The organism is Thermobifida fusca YX (assembly GCF_000012405.1).
GTDB classification, from domain to species: domain Bacteria; phylum Actinomycetota; class Actinomycetes; order Streptosporangiales; family Streptosporangiaceae; genus Thermobifida; species Thermobifida fusca.
The window spans coordinates 71,932-88,354 of record NC_007333.1; the positions used below are offsets into that span (position 1 = coordinate 71,932).

At 64.5% G+C, this 16,423-nt stretch carries 8 protein-coding genes and 1 pseudogene; 4 read left to right on the forward strand and 5 right to left on the reverse strand.

Annotation, left to right across the window (positions count from 1 at the left end; genetic code table 11):
* Positions 1 to 12 precede the first annotated feature (12 nt).
* Genes TFU_RS00290 through TFU_RS00300 form a run of 3 tightly spaced genes read right to left on the reverse strand, consistent with a single transcriptional unit; the run spans position 13 to position 7,590 of the window.
* Positions 13 to 2,223 carry a DEAD/DEAH box helicase gene (locus TFU_RS00290; protein WP_011290508.1) on the reverse strand — a complete coding sequence of 737 codons (2,211 nt, stop codon included), beginning with the start codon at positions 2,221 to 2,223 and terminating at the stop codon, positions 13 to 15.
* Complete coding sequence (locus TFU_RS00295; RefSeq protein WP_011290509.1) at positions 2,192 to 3,523, reverse strand: ATP-binding protein; 1,332 nt, start codon at positions 3,521 to 3,523, stop codon at positions 2,192 to 2,194. Before TFU_RS00295 ends, TFU_RS00290 begins: the two co-directional genes overlap by 32 nt.
* Positions 3,520 to 7,590 carry a TerB N-terminal domain-containing protein gene (locus tag TFU_RS00300; RefSeq protein ID WP_011290510.1) on the reverse strand — a complete coding sequence of 1,357 codons (4,071 nt, stop codon included), beginning with the start codon at positions 7,588 to 7,590 and terminating at the stop codon, positions 3,520 to 3,522. Before TFU_RS00300 ends, TFU_RS00295 begins: the two co-directional genes overlap by 4 nt.
* A gap of 692 nt (positions 7,591 to 8,282) precedes the next feature.
* On the opposite strand from TFU_RS00300, the gene TFU_RS00310 reads away from it, so the two are divergent.
* Together TFU_RS00310 and TFU_RS00315 are read left to right on the forward strand one after the other, a co-directional pair.
* Complete coding sequence (locus tag TFU_RS00310; RefSeq protein ID WP_011290511.1) at positions 8,283 to 10,373, forward strand: UvrD-helicase domain-containing protein; 2,091 nt, start codon at positions 8,283 to 8,285, stop codon at positions 10,371 to 10,373.
* A 32-nt stretch (positions 10,374 to 10,405) separates the two neighbouring features.
* A complete protein-coding gene (locus tag TFU_RS00315; protein ID WP_011290512.1) occupies positions 10,406 to 12,688 on the forward strand; it encodes a GmrSD restriction endonuclease domain-containing protein in 2,283 nt (760 codons plus the stop codon).
* 294 nt (positions 12,689 to 12,982) lie between these two features.
* Here TFU_RS00315 and TFU_RS00320 read toward each other — a convergent pair.
* A pseudogene (locus tag TFU_RS00320) lies at positions 12,983 to 13,345 on the reverse strand (DUF6879 family protein).
* Positions 13,346 to 13,643: 298 nt separating this feature from the next.
* Here TFU_RS00320 and TFU_RS00325 point away from each other — a divergent pair.
* Complete coding sequence (locus TFU_RS00325) at positions 13,644 to 14,414, forward strand: enoyl-CoA hydratase (RefSeq protein ID WP_011290514.1); 771 nt, start codon at positions 13,644 to 13,646, stop codon at positions 14,412 to 14,414.
* Between the two features lie 58 nt (positions 14,415 to 14,472).
* Here TFU_RS00325 and TFU_RS00330 read toward each other — a convergent pair whose 3' ends face one another.
* Positions 14,473 to 15,648 (reverse strand): acyl-CoA dehydrogenase family protein, encoded by a 1,176-nt coding sequence (locus TFU_RS00330; RefSeq protein ID WP_011290515.1) that lies wholly within the window; start codon positions 15,646 to 15,648, stop codon positions 14,473 to 14,475.
* Between the two features lie 84 nt (positions 15,649 to 15,732).
* Between TFU_RS00330 and TFU_RS00335 the strand changes: the two genes are divergently transcribed.
* On the forward strand, positions 15,733 to 16,341 hold the full coding sequence (locus TFU_RS00335) for a TetR/AcrR family transcriptional regulator (RefSeq protein WP_011290516.1): 609 nt from the start codon (positions 15,733 to 15,735) through the stop codon (positions 16,339 to 16,341).
* Positions 16,342 to 16,423: the final 82 nt, after the last annotated feature.

Genomic DNA, 16,423 nt, shown 5'->3' on the forward strand with positions numbered 1-16,423 from the left:
GCCGCCGCGGGCTCAGTGGTCCGCGGCGACCCGGCTCAGGAATTCAAGGGCTCCGTCCAGGTCGAGGGCGTGCGCGGCATAGGAGCGGGACAGCAGTTCCTCGCCTAGGTAGCGGTCGTATTTGTGGCGGCGTTGATCAGCGACCCTGCGCGCGAGTTCCACGGGGTCGGGCAGGTCGGCTGCCACGAGGTGGGCGGCTGTGGCACGTACTGAGTCCGCGGGTGTGCCTGGCACGGCGAGGAACGCTCCCACGTGGACGGCTTTCATTCCGGCCCACTGGAACAGGTGGCGGAGGGTTTCCGCGGTTCTGTCTCCCCGCCACGGGAACAGCAGCGTGTCCCCGTTGTATTCGTAGACGTCGGTGTCCGCGAGTCCCATGGCACGGAACGCGGAACGTCCTTCGTCAAGGAGGATCGCTGCGGCTTCGTCGAGGTAGCGGGGCACTTCAGTGTCGAGGTACACCTCGCGCATGCGCTGCCGGATCCGGTCGTGGACCGGGGCGGCCGAGCCCATGAACCCGGGTGGGACGGCGGAGCCGCGGGCGGGGGTGACGAGGATGCGGCGCTCATCGGGTTTCACCTCTACGACCTGCCAGGTGCGTCCCGCGAATGCGAGGAGTGCGCCCGCGTCCACGCTGGGGCTGAGCGGCATGGTGCCCATGTCGCCGTCCACGGTGGCGATCGCGTACTCTTCGGCGACGTCGAACGCCGAATAGAACGCGTAGTGGTTGAGTAGGGCTTCCCCGATTTTTCCGGGCAGCAGCAGGCCGCTGCGTTCTTGGGAGATGAGCTGGTGTTCGCCGAGGGACCGCAGCAGGCTCGCAAAAGTGTGCTCGTCTACTCCCGGGAATGCGCCTGTAGCGCACAGCTCCCGGTACAGGCGGAGGGCGTGCGCGCCGCCGTGTTGGGCGAGGACGGACAGGATCTGCTGGACCAGGGTGGACAAGTGCGGGGTGTCCAGGTTGGGCGGCTCATACCAGCGGCTCAACAGGAGTTCCACCATGGCCACGGTCTGCACCAGGTCAAGGCGGAGCCGGTCCACTGGCATGTCGGGGTGGGCTTGTTCGGTGATGTACAAGTACAGTTTCGCGGCGGCACCGCCCCGCCCGGACCGGCCGAGCCGCTGCCGTAGCCCGGCCACGCTGGGAGGCACCCCAAGCTGCACGACTGTGTCCACCCAGCCCACGTCGATGCCGAGTTCGAGGGTGGACGTGCACACCACGGTGGCGGGTGCCGACCGGTTTTTCAGTCGTTGTTCGGCGTGGGCGCGCAGTTCTGCGGAGAGTGAGCCGTGGTGGGGGAAGAACGGGTTGGGCAGCCGCTCTTGGCGGGCGAGCGCGGATAGGGCGGAGACACAGCTTTCTACTGCCCCGCGCGAGTTGACGAACACCATGTTGTGCCCGGTGCGGACCACCTGGTACAGGTGGGCGAGCGCGTCCGGGCTCATGCTGGTGCCGGGGTCGCTTCGCATGTCCGCCACATAGCCGCGGAGTTGGAGGAGGAGTTCTTTGCCGCCATGCTGGTCTTCCACGACCACGACCTGTTCTCCGTGGCCGGGGCGGAGGAATTCGGCGGCGGCGCGCAGGTCGGCGAGGGTGGCGGACATGCCGATCCGGGAGACTCGGCGGCCTGCCGCGTGTTCGAGCCGGTTCATGAGGGAACGCAGTTGCGCGCCGCGTGCTGTGCCGAGGAAGGAGTGCAGTTCGTCGACGACGATGTAGCGCAGGTCGCGGAAGAGCTGCGACACCGTGGAGCCGCGTCTGACGAACATTGCTTCCAGTGACTCTGGGGTGATCAGCAGGATGCCGGCGGGGTCTCCCCGCAGTCGGTCTTTCTGGGTGACGCCGATATCGCCGTGCCAGGCGGTGACCGGGACTTTGATGCGCGCGCACAGTGCGGTGAGACGCGCGTGCTGGTCGTTGATGAGCGCTTTGAGCGGGCTCAGGCACACCGCCTGGATGCCGGTGGCCTCCCCGTGGTCGGCGTCGCGGGCCAGCACCGAGCACACGGGGAGGAACACCGCTTCGGTTTTCCCGCCGGCGGTTGCCGCTGCGAGCAGCACGTCGACGTTACCGCTGATGATCGGCTGGATGGCTTGTTCTTGGATGGGGCGCAGGCTGGTCCAGCGCTGCTCCCATACCCAGCGTTGTACGTCCCGGTGCAGGAGCGAGAACGCGTCCGGGGCGGTCGGGTTAGAGCCGGAAGGAGGCGAGGGGCGAGTCATTCTCCACGTCGTCCTTGGGGTCCAGCGGCTGCAGGTCGGGGTTGGTTTCTTTCACGACTTCCATTTGGGTGAGGAGGGTGCGCCAGTCAGCGTTCTCGTTCTGCACGAGCACGTCCATGAGGCCGATGAACTGTTTGATGGTGCTGCGCGGGGTGCGGAAGTAGGCGTCGCCGACACGTTCTTCGCAGTGCCGCATGAACGCTTCGATGGCCTCGTCAGGCAGCGGGTGTTTCGCCGGGTCGCCTGAGGCGTAGACGTGGCGGACTTTGCGGAGGAGCTCGTAGAAGTGCTCTTTGGTGAAGTGGCTGAGCCGCATGACTGGGCCGTGGAAGTCGACGAGTCCGCCGGTGGCGTAGGGGTTTTCTTCGAGCCGGGAGCGCAGCGCCTCGTAGGAGTAGAGGCCGCGCAGCGGGTCTTCGAGGAATTCCGGGGTGCCGCCGAACAGGAAGCCGATGTATTCGGCGCGGCCTTGCTGGGTGTCGTTGATGATGTTGAGGATCTGCTCGTAGTTGGCGTGCCGGGACCCTTTGTGGCTGAGCTTGTAGAGGTTGACGAGCTCGTCGAAGCAGACCAGGAGCCCACGGTAGCCGGCCATGGTGGTGAAGGCCGCCATGAGTTTGAGGTGGTCGAACAGGGACCGGTCGTCGATGATTTCGCTGACGCCCAGGTCTCGGCTGGCTTCGGTTTTCTTCGCGTATTCGGCGCTGAGCCAGCGCAGGGCGTGGGCGCGTAGTTCTTCGTCTTGGTGGACGTGGGAACGCCAGTACGCTTCGATGACTTTGGCGAAGCTCGGACCGCCAGGGAATTCGCGTAGTCCCCACAGGCGTTCGCTGAGCTGGTGTTCCACTGTGGTGCCGTTAGCTTCAGCGTCCCGCCGCACTTGGGTCACGAATTTTTCTACGACGGTGGTGAGTGCGCGGCCGCCGGGCTTGCCGCGGGTCGCCATGTTCGCCATGAGGGTGGAGTAAAGTCTGCGGGCTCGGCCTTGGCTGCCCTGCAGTCGGCGGTCCGGGGTGAGGTCAGCGTGGACGGTGACCAGGTCTTCTTTGTGGGCGATGGACCGGACCAGGTGGAGGAAGAACGTTTTTCCGGCCCCGTAGTCGCCGATGACGAACCGGACGGCGCCTGCCCCGTTTTTGATCTGCTTGATGCTGGTGTGGAGGGCTTCGAGTTCTCTGCCCCGCCCGACTTGGATGAGATGGGCCCCGCGGTAGGGGACGACGCCGTTGCGGAGCGCGTCAAGCAGCGGGCCTCTGTCTTTGCTGCGGATGGTGAGGGAGGGGACGGGCGTTTCAGTCACTGGGTCATCTCCTCGAAGATCACCTTGTGCACGGTGATGTGGTCGTCGTTTTCGCTGAGGACAACGGTGCCGGTCCGGTGCAGCGCTACTTCGTTGATTGCGTCGATCGCTTCGTAGACGTCGATGCCGTACCAGTGGGCTAGCCGAGTGGTGTCGGCAAGGTTCCAGTGGTCGCGGGTTGCAAGGTCGGTGAGCAGCGCGATGTGGCGCTGGCTGAGCGGCGTGATTTTCGGGAGTTTCTTTGGGGTGAGCGGTGTGTCGGGGGAGGCCGGGGTGAGCGGGTTCCCGGAGTGGGGGTTGTCGGGCGGGGGAGCGATCCCCCGGTAGCTCAGTCTCAGCCGGAGGATTGCTTCCAAGCCGAGGATGCGGTGGACGCTGAGCAGGAAAACAGTCTGGTTCTCGGTGGTTTTTCCGCCCACTTCGGCGACGTCGAGCAGCAGGTCGCCGAGTTTTTCCCGCTCGCGTAGCGGGAGTTGGGCGAGGCGGGAGCACAGGTTGAGCGGGGGTTCCGTGGCGGCTGTCTCCCGTTCGTGCAGGCGCAGCTCCCGCCAGTCTTTCTCGAACAGGTCGGCTATGGTTTCGGCCGCTCTCGTGATGAGGAGCCGGTGTTCGACGGTCAGCGGTCCTGCCAGGGATGCCAGGTGAAGAGCAAGCTCAGCGAAGTCCCGGATGGTTTGCTGTGAGGCTGCCGCTGGAGCGGGGACTGGTGGCGGGGTGACTGCTGGGGGTTTCGGCGCGGCGGGAGCTGCTGTTGCCCGGTTGGCGGGGGAAGAGTGCAGCGTCGTATTCCCCGTGGCGAGGTTTCCCGCGGCGAGGGTTGAGCTTGGGGTTGCCGTGTTCCCGGCAAGCCGGTTCCGTTCCACGGCTTGCGCGTAGATCTTCTGTACCCGGTTGACCAGGTCCTGCGGCGGGGCGATGTCGGCCACGTCGCGCACCCCAGGTACCGGCAGCCGGACTTCTCCCAGGCCGGGGCAGGAAGCCCGGTAGACGTATTCGAATTGCGGGGCGGTTGCCGGAACGATCTGATCGCCTTGGTAGGGGAGGATGAGACCCTTGTAGGGGAGCGGCAAGTTGAGGGAGGAGAAGTTTTTCCGGTATTCCTCAGGGTTTTCTGGACGTAGATGGTAGAGAACCCATTCCAGTGCCCACTCGGGAGGCAGGGAGAGGTTGTCTCGAGCCAGCAGTCCTAGCCCGAGTCGGAATTCTTGTGGAATCTGCTGGGTTGCTGGAGAGTAGCGGGGCGGAGAGCTAGGGGCCGCGAGTTTTTCTCCGCTGGCGATGTCGGCAAGGATGAGTAGGCGGCGTGTTTGCTCAGTGAATTCGGGGCTCGCCGCGAATTCTTCGATGAGTCGTTTCAGTTCTTCGCGCAACCGCGGAGGGATGCGAATTTTCTCTTTCGTGGACCGGATCATTTCGATGATCCGGCGCTCTAGCCCATTGCGGAATAGTCTTCCGAAGACGATCGGAACTGATGCTCCACTGTCCCGGTTTGCCAGCCATGACAGGTATCGGGCCCGCTCCTGCGGGGTGAGGTCGGGGTATCCGGCTACTGGACGGCGGGGAGCCCTGCCGTGCGGGCTGACAACAGAGCTGTCGATTTCCAAGGAGAGGTCGATGGCTGAAGAGCGCTGGATGTCGTCGTCTGCCTCTCGCGGGGCATAGCCTGTATACACCATTCCATCGGGAATAGTGTATTTGCTGATGCGGACAGTTGTTCCGGGTGCTTTCCAGGAAGACCAGCGGATTTTTTGGGTTGTTTGAGAGAGTTCGGCTTCTGGGTGGGGAAGGGGTGTAGCGAAGGGTTGCGCAGGACGGGCTTCTTCTTTCTTTGTCTTCTCTACATCGGCTTGTGCTGCGCGAACAATACGCCCCAAATGGCTCAGCGGGAGGGCTAGGTTGCTGATGTCATAGATTTCGGGGACGGGGACTCGAATCGTGTCAAGATCGGGGTTGGCGGGTGTGTAGACCCAGGTGAATTCTTTTCCTTCGTTGAAGGGAACAGGCATTCCTCCTGGGAATTCTTCGGTGAAGCGTCGCCGGAACGCTTCGTGGAAAGCCTCGTCGGTGCGCAGAGCCATGGGCGGGCGTACCTGCTCGTGGTGGACAGCCCAGGACAGCGCCCAATCGGCGGGGATCTGCTTGTTGTGTGCTTTCAACACACCCAGCCCGTAGCGGAGTTCGTCGGGCAGCGTGTCGTAGGGGTCTTTGGGCGACGGTGGTTTGCCGGGGCTGTGGAGGTTTCCTTGAGCGAGGTATCTGACGAGCGCGCGTAGTGTGTATGCGCGCTGCCGGAAGCGCCGCATGATGCGGTACGTGTCGATGAGGCGGTCCAGTTCCGCGTGGATGGTTGCCAGTTCGCTGGTGGGTGCACTGCCTGGGAGGATGTCGCACAGCACCCGCTGCTCTAGCCCGTAGAGGAAGAGGAAGAGCGGGGTGTCTTCGGACACCACTCCGATGCGTCCCGCGGCGAGCCAGTCTAAGTAGCGGCCTCGGGCGTCAGGGGGAAGCTGGTGGTAGCCCTTGCCGTGATGGTTGGAGGCGGGGGTGCCTGGAGCGCTCTCAGCCGGGAGGCCGGGGTTGATGAGCGCGGCTTGCCGATCGTCGACCGGGGTTCCGACATAGACCAGTCCGGTTGTGATTTTCCGTCCTTGGACGGAGACGGTTTCCCCGATCCTGACCCAGAAGCCTTCCTGACCTCGGGCGGCTGGCGGCTCTGGCAGGACAGCCGGAGGCGGTGCGCTGCTGGACGCGGCAGGCTGCTGCTCTGCTTTGGTTGGAGGCGTCTCGACGGAGGCGGGCAGGGCTCCTTGTTTCCGGAGCACCTCTACCACTTCAGGGTCGACTTCGATGGTGTCTTCTTGCTCGTCGACAAGCTCCATGTCGACGAGGTCGAGTGCGTATTCGTTGATCTCGGCTAGCGCACCGTCGATCATGAGGCCGTGGTGTCGGGCGAGCGAGGAGACTTCGACCCGAGCCCATTCCTGCTTGGTGATCAGGGTGGCGAGGAAAGCGTGGAGCCGGTGTTCCAGCCGGGAGAGGACTGCGGTGTCTGTGTCCGTCTCGGTTCTGGTGGACGCGGCGGGAGGAGCTAGAACGGGGGCTGTTTCTTCCGTGTGCTCCTCGTCTTCTTCGTTTTCGTACAGGTCGGCGAGGAATGCGTCTGTGTGACGCACCTCGTCTTGGACGGCGGCGAGGCGCTTGCGGTCGAGGAAGTCGCTTTGTTGGGGAGCAGAGCGCGGTTGGACCGCTTCGCTCTGTGGTTTTTCTGCTGGTTGTGCGGCCGGAGTCGGGATGGGTTTTCCAGTGTCGGTGTTGGGGGCGGTAGGGGTCGGGGCTGTTGTTGTTTCCGCGGGTTTTTCTGGTTGTACCTGTTGTTCGAAGAGGGCGGGTTTGCTGGGGACGGTTTGAGGCTTGTGCGGCTTCCGGTAGTGGACGGGTTGGCGCTGGGAGATGGATGGACGGTAGGTCTCCTCTCCGGGCGAGGGGTCTTGCGTCCAGCTAAGCTGCCAGTCCTGTTCAGGGGTGTCCTCGAGGTAGGTGAGCAGCTTGAGGAAGTGAGCTGCCTGCTTTTCTAACCTGGCGTCAGCGCCGTAGACGGCTAGCAGCCGCTCGGTTTCTTCGCGGATGGCTGAGAGGTCGCTTGCTCGTTTGTGCTCTTTCAGATTCCGCAGGATCCGGCTTTCTAGTCCGGTGAAGAAGAGGTAGACGAAGCTGATGGAGAGGCCGCGTCTTTTTCGGCCGCTGGCTAGCCAGCGCAGGTAGGCGGTTCTGGCTGAGGGGAGGAGGAGACGGTAGGGGAGCATGGAGGCACCCCGCGGCAGGGAGGGGTGGAAGTCGGGAGCCCAACCGACGGGCAGCGAGGGGTCGAGCTGTGAGAGTTCGGGGGGCGGTTCTTTGGTGGAAGGGGTTTGCCCGACGTACACCATCCCGTCGGGGATGGTGATGAAGTTGACGACGACCGGGGTGCCAGCAGGGATCCACCAGAGATTGTCGCCTTCTTGCTGCCAGTGCTGTTCCGGCTGGAGACCGCTTCTTTTCGATCCCGTAGGCGACGTTCTCTTGGTCAAAGTCCCGCTCCTTAACTCTTGTTGAGATGCTCCCGAGGCCGGTGGCGTGTCTCCGCGGCTTATCCGAGCGGTTTGGGGGGTGAAGCCGACCGGTGGTCTGTCCGCACGGTGTCCTCTATGAGGACATGCGGCCCTCTCTGCACGGATGCCTCCGTCCATCTCCTCTCTTATCAGCTCTTTTAGGGATTTACGTCCCGAATTGTGGCGATTTTCAGGCGGGGTGCCTTCAGGAGTGCCACGATCTTCAGTAAGCTACACATTCCGACTGCGATGTGAACGTAGCTAACAATTTAGTGTCTTTTCTTGGTGGGTCACACTGCTTCCCTTGTGTTAGGGGCACGCTTGTGACCTTCCGTCCGCAAGAAGAAACCCACAGCGAGCGCAATCGAGGCCATACCTGCCCAGGCCCGGTTGCGGTTCGCAGAGAGAAGCGGGGGTGGCGCCAGGTCGACCCGGTCAGACAGGCCACTTCGGTGTCCCTGTACAGCGTCGAAGACGACCGGTTCGGCGAGACCTTGGCCAATGATCTGAGGCCTCGACCCGGGTGTACGGCCCCTCCTAGCCGCAGACCGCGAAAGTCCGCGCCTTACCAGAGCGAGCCACAAAACTGCGGACAACTGCACCGGTCTTCTTGAGAAGTGCGAATGTCGCGATACGGTCGAATAACGGGTGGGACGGAAGGAAACAGTTCAATGGCGCGCCTGGCGATTGACCGTGACTTTCTCCTCGACTTCGCGAAACTGGAGAAAAGCGTCCAGGACCGGGTCACCGAGGTCTTCACGAAATTCGAGCATGCCCGCCACACGGGAATCCACCTCGAAAAGATCGCCAATGCCCGCGACGACCGGTTCCGCACCATCCGCATCGACCAGTTCTGGCGCGGCGTAGTCCTCGCCCCCGAGGCAGGCGACATCTACACCTTGCTCAAAGTCCTCCCGCACGACGACGCCTACGCGTGGGCGCAGCGCCGCACCGCCACCGTCAACGGGGCCACCGGCCGCATCGAAATCCGCGACGTGGAAGCCATCGACGCTTCCCTGCCCCACCTCGAACAGGTTGCCCAAGACGCCCCGCGGCGGTTGTTCGACCACGTCAGCGACAGTGACCTGCGCCGACTGGGAATCGACGGGCAGACACTCGCGTTCGCCCGCGTACTCACCGACGAAGCCCAGTTGGAAGCCGCCGAAGGCCTCCTGCCTTCCGTGCAGTGGAAAGTCTTGACCGCGCTCGCCGCAGGCTACACCCCGGAGGAAGCGTGGGACGAGCTGTGTGTCGACATCACCAGCGAGCAGATCGACCCTGACGACTTGGACGCGGCAGTCGAACGCAGCCGCGACCGGGTGGTGTTCGTCGACGGCCCCGACGAACTGCTGTCAGTGCTCGCCTACCCCTTCGCGCTGTGGCGGGTCTACCTGCATCCGGTGCAGCGGAGCGTGGTCGAAGCCAGCTATCGGGGTCCGGCCCGGATCACCGGCGGGCCCGGCACCGGGAAAACCGTGGTCGCCCTGCACCGCGCCCGCCACCTGGCCCGCACCGGGGAAGGAAAAGTCCTCGTCACCACGTTCACGTCGACGCTCGCCGAGTCGCTGCGGGCAGGCCTGATGCTGTTGGACGACTACGACGAGTTCGTTGACCGGATCGACGTCGCCCACGTCGACCAGCTCGCCCACCGGATCGTCCGCGAAGAGCACGGCGCCCTGCGGATGCTGACCGGCGCGCAAGAACGCGAACTGTGGTCCACGATCATCCGCGACCTGGGGCTTTCGTTCACGCCCGCGTTCCTCGCCGAGGAGTGGCGGCAGGTCGTCATCGCCCAGCAGGTGCGTTCGGCACAGGACTACCTCGCCGCGAAACGCACCGGGCGGGGACGGCCCCTCGGCTCCCAGCAGCGTGCCCACGTCTGGCAGGCGATCTGGGAGTTCGAAGCCGCACTGCGCGAGCAGGGTCTGTGGACGCACGAAACCGTGTGTGTGGAGGCAGCGCGGCTGCTCGCCGAACGCGACCGGAAACCGTACCGACACATCGTGGTGGACGAAGCCCAAGACCTCAGTCCGGAAAAATGGCGGCTGCTGCGCGCCGCCGTGTCTGAAGGCCCGAACGACTTGTTCTTCGCTGCCGACACCCACCAGCGCATCTACCAGCATCAGGTCACTTTACGTGACGTCGGTATCACCATTGCGGGACGCTCCACCCGGCTGCGCATCAACTACCGCACCACCGCGGAAATCCTCGCCTGGAGCCTGGGCCTGCTGCACGGGGAACGGATCGACGACATGGACGGCGGCGTCGAATCGATCACGGGCTGCCGCTCGGAACTGCACGGTCCCCCGCCTACCGTGCAAGGGTTCGCCAGCAAGGAAGACGAGCTGTGCGCTGTCGCCGCCGCAGTCCGGGAGTGGATGGACAGCGGGGTGGCCCCCGAAGAGATCGGGGTGGCTGTGCGCTCCAACCGGCTGGTGAAAGAGGTTGCCGAGACGCTGAACGCAGAGTCGATCCCCGTGCGGGAACTCGCCGGAGGGCTCCCTGAGGACGGTGCGGTGTCCGTCGGCACTATGCACCGGATGAAAGGACTGGAGTTCCGTTGCCTGGTGGTCGCCGGAGTCAGTGAAGGGCAGTTGCCCGCCCTCAAAGCGGTTGTCCCGGAATCTGAGGACAAAGCCGCACACCGCGCTGGCCTGCAACGGGAACGCTGCCTGTTGTTCGTGGCGTGCACGCGGGCCCGTGAACAACTCCTGGTCACGTGGAGTTGCGAGCCGAGCCCGTTTCTTACCGCGCTCTCTTGAGGTTTTCTCTGCAACAGTGAGAAAGGTTCCTTATGGCCAAATTGTCTACATTGCTCGACCAAATCGACTCAGGAACGATCCTGCTTCCTGAGTTCCAGCGCGGTTACGTGTGGAACCGGGACCAGGTGCGCGGGCTGATGCGGTCCCTGTACCGGGGGTACCCGGTGGGCAGCCTGCTGCTGTGGGAGACCGCGGCGACCGATGTGGCTGCTCGAGGCGGTACGGTGGGAGACGGCCGGACCCACCTGATGCTGCTGGACGGCCAGCAGCGTATCACCTCCCTGTACGGCGTCATCCGAGGTCGGCCACCCGCGTTCTTCGAAGGGGACGCGAAGGCGTTCACCGGGCTGTACTTCCACGTGGAAGACGAGGTCTTCGAGTTCTATTCGCGCAGCAAGATGGCCTCAGATCCCCGTTGGGTGAATGTGACCGAGCTGTTCCAGCAGGGGCCGGTTCCCTACTTGGCGAGGTTCACCGATGCTCCCTCTGAACTAGCCACCATCTACCTGCAGCGGCTCAACCGACTCCACCAGGTGACCGAGCGCGAGTTCCCCCAGGAGAAAATCACTGGGGCGGACAAAGAAATCGACGAAGTTGTCGACATTTTCAACCGGGTGAACTCGAGCGGTACCAAGCTGTCTAAGGGTGACCTGGCACTGGCCAAGCTGTGCGCACAGTGGATGGAAGCCCGCAGCAAGATGCGTGAAGCTCTCCGCCGGTGGGAGCGGGCTGGGTACCGTTTCGACCTGGATTGGCTGCTGCGCACTGTTACCGCGGTGGCAACAGGACGTTCCCAGTTCGAAGCACTGGAACGGCTCAAAGCTTCTGAATTCAAGGCCGCCCTAGAGAAGACGGTCGCTCACGTCGACACTTTCCTTAACACCGTGTCTGGACGGCTCGGGCTCGATCACGACAGAGTGCTGCCCGGCCGGTACTCCATCATGGTGGTGGTACGACTGCTGGAGCTCAACAACGGCTCCTTCACGGACGGCGTGCACCGGGACAAGACCCTCTACTGGTACATCCACTCCGCCCTGTGGGGTCGCTACTACGGTTCCGCAGAGAGCAACCTGCAACAGGACCTCGAGACCTTGGCCCGGGAAGGCATTGACGGACTTATCTCTTCCCTGGAACGGGTTCGAGGCGGTTCTCTCACCATCCGCCCGCACGACTTTGAGGGGGCTACTAAGGGCTCGCGTTTCTACCCGGTGCTGTACATGCTCAGCCGGGTCAAGGGAGCCCGCGACTTCGGAACAGGACTGGAACTGAAGGCCGAGACGTTGGGCAAGTTCTCATCTTTGGAGATCCACCACGTCTTCCCGAAGCCACTGCTGTACAACGGCTACGACCGCAAGCATGTGAACGCAATCGCGAATTTCTGTTTCCTCACCCCGCAGAGCAAACTGGAGATAGGCAACCGCAGTCCTGAGGAGTACCTTCCTGAGGTGGAGGCCCGGCATCCTGGGGTGCTCGCTTCGCAGTGGATTCCCACCGATCCTGCGTTGTGGAAACTGGAACGCTACCGCGATTTCCTCTTCGCCCGTCGGGAACTGCTGGCTGAGGCAGCCCAGTCTTTCTTGGAGGAGCTGCGCTCCGGGACAGCAAGTGCAAACGAGACGGTGCTCCGCCCGATCAGCGTGGTCACGGAGAAGTCCGACGACGCGCGTGCCGTACAGGTCCGCGAGCTTATCGAAGAGCTGCAGCGGATGGGATACTCGGAGCCGCTCGTCGACACCGAAGTGCCCGACCCGGAGACGGGGCGGGCAATCGCGGTTGCCGAGGCGTTCTGGCCGGAAGGGTTGCAGGCCGGACAAGGGGCTCCCGTGGTGTTGGAGTTGGATCCTGGGGAAGCCGACCTCCCCCGGTTGAAGGAGTTGGGCTACGAGGTGTTCACCTCGGTGGATGCCCTGCTCGGCTATGTCAAGCGGCGGAACGCGGACGCAGCTGGGGAACGCCTGATCGAACCGGAAACCGTGGCGGCGGAGCCCCGGGAGGAAAACGAACCGCTGCTGCGGGAGCTGGGATTGGCGCTGCGTTCGCTCTACGACCGAGCCCGCGACGAGGCCGGATACACCCCCTCCCAACTGTTGAGCATGATTGCGGACTTGGGGCCGTTGGGTGCGGCACGTCGACTGCTGCACGCGCCCACAGTCTCCGACGGGTTCTCTGCGCTGTGGGAGCGCGGCCGCCTCGACCTGACCGTGGAAGCAGTGGTGTGCGAGCCCCGGTTCGCCCCGCTGTTCACTGAAGAGGAGTTGGAGACAGCGCGTCGGCGTCTCAACCAGTTCGGCTATTCCGTTGACAGCGCGGCCTGAAATGCTCCACCGCGTGCCCGGTGCCAGGGCTGCATACCGGAAAAGCCTTGGCGCCGGGCAGCGGTGACGCGCCCGAAAGCAGAGTTCGCGGCCGTGATTCTTCGCGGCGTAGAGGGCGGTTAAGGCAGTCAGGAGCACTCAGGCGGACACCACCGCGGATCTTCCGGTGGGCAGAAACAGCGGGTGCTCGGATGAGGGCTACGACGTGAGGGGCCGCATCAGGTCGTCAAACCCGGCAGCGTACTCGGTGAACGGTAAGGACAGGTGGACGGCCTGGTCACGCCAGAGGTTTGCTTAGACAGTCTGTTCAGGGTCGGCGACGAGTTCAGCGGACAGGAAGGTTCCGTCGTCGGCGTAGTTCATGCGCACCAGGATTGAGGAGTCGAACAGCCAGTAGTCGAAGCGGGGGAGTCCTGCAGGCTACTGGCCTTCGGGTACGGCGATGATGCGTACGTCCTCTCCGGCCGCCACGGTGTGGCGATAGGCCCACGCGCATTCGAAACGCACATAGTCGGAGAGCGGCTCGGTCACCATCATGTGAACACGGTGGAATCGTTTGCCGGCCCGGACGCCTCGCCGGACCCGTTCCACCCAACGGGTGATACTGGGGAAGTTCCCTCCCGCTTCACCCTCCTGGAATCTGGAGAGTTCCACCATTTCGTAGGGACGCCATAGACGAACAGCGACGCGCTTAAGTAGAGCTGTTCCCTTCAGGAACCCCCGCTCCTGAGCTGTGCAGCCGAGTGAGCGTGTCGGGGCATCGCCAGGGTGTCATGGGTGTCCGCCGCCTCCTGGGGCAAGGCCGTGCCCTCGCCTTCACGAGGCACACGACCGTGGCAGCGGTCCGATCATGAGTGCCACCCCACCATGGGGGCGCTTCTCGGTCACGGTCTGTGCATGGCTACTCTGCGGTTTCGTGCCGTGGGAGACGGCGGCGACACACCGTGGAGGAGCGATGGGGGAGTTCATCAGGTTCGAGTCGGACGGCCCGGTGCGGCACATCGTCCTCAATGCGCCGCAGCGGCTCAACGCCCTCGACCGGCCGATGCTCGCCGAGTTGGCCGAGGCGGTCCGCGCGGTCGCGGCTGATGAGGAGGCGCGCGCCCTAGTGGTCAGCGGCGCGGGCCGGGCGTTCTGCGCGGGCGCGGATGTCACCAGCCTGTTCGGGGATCCCACGCGTCCGCCCGCGGTGATCCGCGACGAGTTGAAGCAGGTGTATGCGAGCTTTCTCAGCATTGCCGACCTGACGATTCCCACGATCGCCGCGGTGGGCGGTATCGCGGTCGGTGCCGGGGTGAATATTGCGATGGCCTGCGACATGGTCGTGGCGGGCCCGAAAGCGAAGTTTGCGATCACGTTCGCTGAGATGGGGCTGCACCCGGGCGGCGGCTGCAGTTGGTTCCTCACCCGGCGGATGGGCGGGCACCGGGCGTTGGCGACCCTGTTGGACGCGGAGCGGATCGACGCTGAAGAGGCGTTCCGCGCCGGTCTGGTCACCCGGCTGGTGGAGGATCCGGTGGCTGAAGCGCTGGCTATGGCCCACAGCTACGCCGAGCGTGATCCTGGCCTGGTCAGGGACATGAAACGGGCGGTGCGGATGGCGGAGACCGCGGATCTCGCCACGGTGTTGGAGTTCGAGTCGTGGGCGCAGGCGTCGTCGGTGAATTCGCCGCGTTTCCAGGAGTTCCTCGCCGAGTTCGCGGCGCGGAAGAACAAGAAGGAGTGAACGGGTGTGGGGCGGTCCACCTACCGCCCCACACTCTTCTCCCTTCCCCCGGCTTGGGTTAGCGGACGACCGTGACCGTGTGTGCCGTAGCGTCGCGGGCGAGGTGGCGGCCGATGACGAGCCGCTGGATCTGGTTGGTGCCTTCGAAGATCTGCATGACTTTGGCTTCGCGCATGTAGCGTTCGACGGGGAAGTCGCGCGTGTAGCCGTAGCCGCCGAGGACTTGGACTGCGTCGGTGGTGACGCGCATCGCGTTGTCGGTGGCGATGAGTTTGGCGATGGACGCTTCTTTGCTGTAGGGCAGGCCGGAGTCTTTGAGGCGGGCGGCGCGCAGGGTGGCGGCGCGGGCGGTTTCTACGGCTGCGGCCATGTCGGCGAGCAGGAAGGCAAGCCCTTGATGTTCGATGATGGGTTTGCCGAAGGCTTCGCGCTGCCGGGCGTAGTCGACGGCGGTGTCGAGCGCGGCTTGGGCTAGGCCGGTGGCAACGGCGGCGATGCCGAGCCGTCCGGCGTCGAGGGAGGACAGCGCGATCGACAGGCCTTGGCCTTCGGCGCCGATGCGCTGGTCGGCGGGGATGCGCACCCCGTCGAAGCGCAGCATGGTGGTGTGCGAGGCGGTCAGCCCCATTTTCCGTTCGGGGCGGTCGGCGCTCAGGCCCGGGGTGTCGGCGGGGACGAGGAAGCAGGAGATGCCGCGGGAACGGTCGTCGCTGGTGCGGGCCATGACCGTGTAGAAGTCGGCTTGCCCGCCGTGGGTGATCCACGCTTTCACGCCGTCGAGGATGTAGTGGTCGCCGTCGCGTCGGGCACGGGTGGTCATGGCGGCGGGGTCGGAGCCGGCGTGCGGTTCGGAGAGGCAGTAGGCGCCGAGCAGGTCGCCGCTGAGGAGGTCGGGAAGCCACCGTTGCCGTTGTGCTTCGGTGCCGTAGACGGCGAGGGCGTAGCAGGAGAGTACGTGCACGCTGACGCCGACGCCGACGGAGGCCCAGACTGCTCCGATTTCTTCGAGGATGTTGAGATAGGCCTCGTAGGGTTGGCCGCCTCCGCCGTACTCCTCCGGGTAGGGGAGGCCGAGGACACCGAGTTTGCCGAGTGTGCGGAACGCTTCTCGGGGGAAGCGTTCGGTTTCTTCGGCTTCGGCGACGTGTGGTGCGAGTTCCCGCGACGCTACTTCGCGGACGAGTTCGACCAGGTCTGCGGTTTCTTGGGACGGCATCAAGCGTGTGACGGACATGAGCACACCCCCGTACTATTTCGAGTACCAGAGTACTGTTTTGAGTACTCGGAAAACAAGAGGGCCTCTCGGTACGCTGGGGCCATGCCTGCCCTCCAGAGGTTGTCGGAGAAGACCCGTGCGCGCCGCGAGGAACTCCTCGACGGTCTGCGCCGCCTGTTCCTCGCTGAGGGGTTTGCGCGCTTCAGCGTGAGTGACATGGCGGAACGGCTGCGCTGCTCCAAGAGCACCTTGTATCTGGTGGCGCCGAGCAAAGAGCAGATCGTGGTTGCCGCGGTGCGTTCCTATTTCAAGAGGGCAGCCGAACGCATCGAGGCCCGCGTGGCCGAAGCGCCGCCCGAGAAGCGGCTCGTGGTCTACTTGGAGGCAGTCGCCGCAGAGTTGGAGCCGGTGTCGGAGCAGTTCTACGCCGATTTGGCGGCGTTCGCTCCCGCCAACGAGGTCTACCAGGAGAACACGCTGGTAGCGGCCCGGCGGGTGCAGGAACTGGTCGCCGAAGGGGTGGCTGCTGGCGTGCTGCGCCCGGTCAACGCTGCTTTTGTGGGGGCTGCGGTGGCCCGGGTCATGACGGGGATCCAGGACGGCACGATCAAAGAGGCCACGGGGCTCGACGATGCCGAGGCCTACCGCCACTTGGCTGACCTGGTGATGGCGAGTCTGACCCGGGAGGCCACCGAGTCGCCGCTGGCTTAGCGGAAAGGGCGCGGCGGCACCGCTTGCTGGGTTTGTTTCTGCTGCGGCCCCCGGGAGCGTTCAGTGTTGGGGTAGAGGATGC

Coding starts and splice junctions, on each gene's coding strand:
- TFU_RS00335 (WP_011290516.1), top strand. CDS start 15,733: ATGCCTGCCCTCCAGAGGTTGTCGGAGAAGACCCGTGCGCGCCGCGAG.
- TFU_RS00330 (WP_011290515.1), bottom strand. CDS start 15,648: ATGTCCGTCACACGCTTGATGCCGTCCCAAGAAACCGCAGACCTGGTC.
- TFU_RS00315 (WP_011290512.1), top strand. CDS start 10,406: ATGGCCAAATTGTCTACATTGCTCGACCAAATCGACTCAGGAACGATC.
- TFU_RS00290 (WP_011290508.1), bottom strand. CDS start 2,223: ATGACTCGCCCCTCGCCTCCTTCCGGCTCTAACCCGACCGCCCCGGAC.
- TFU_RS00310 (WP_011290511.1), top strand. CDS start 8,283: ATGGCGCGCCTGGCGATTGACCGTGACTTTCTCCTCGACTTCGCGAAA.
- TFU_RS00325 (WP_011290514.1), top strand. CDS start 13,644: ATGGGGGAGTTCATCAGGTTCGAGTCGGACGGCCCGGTGCGGCACATC.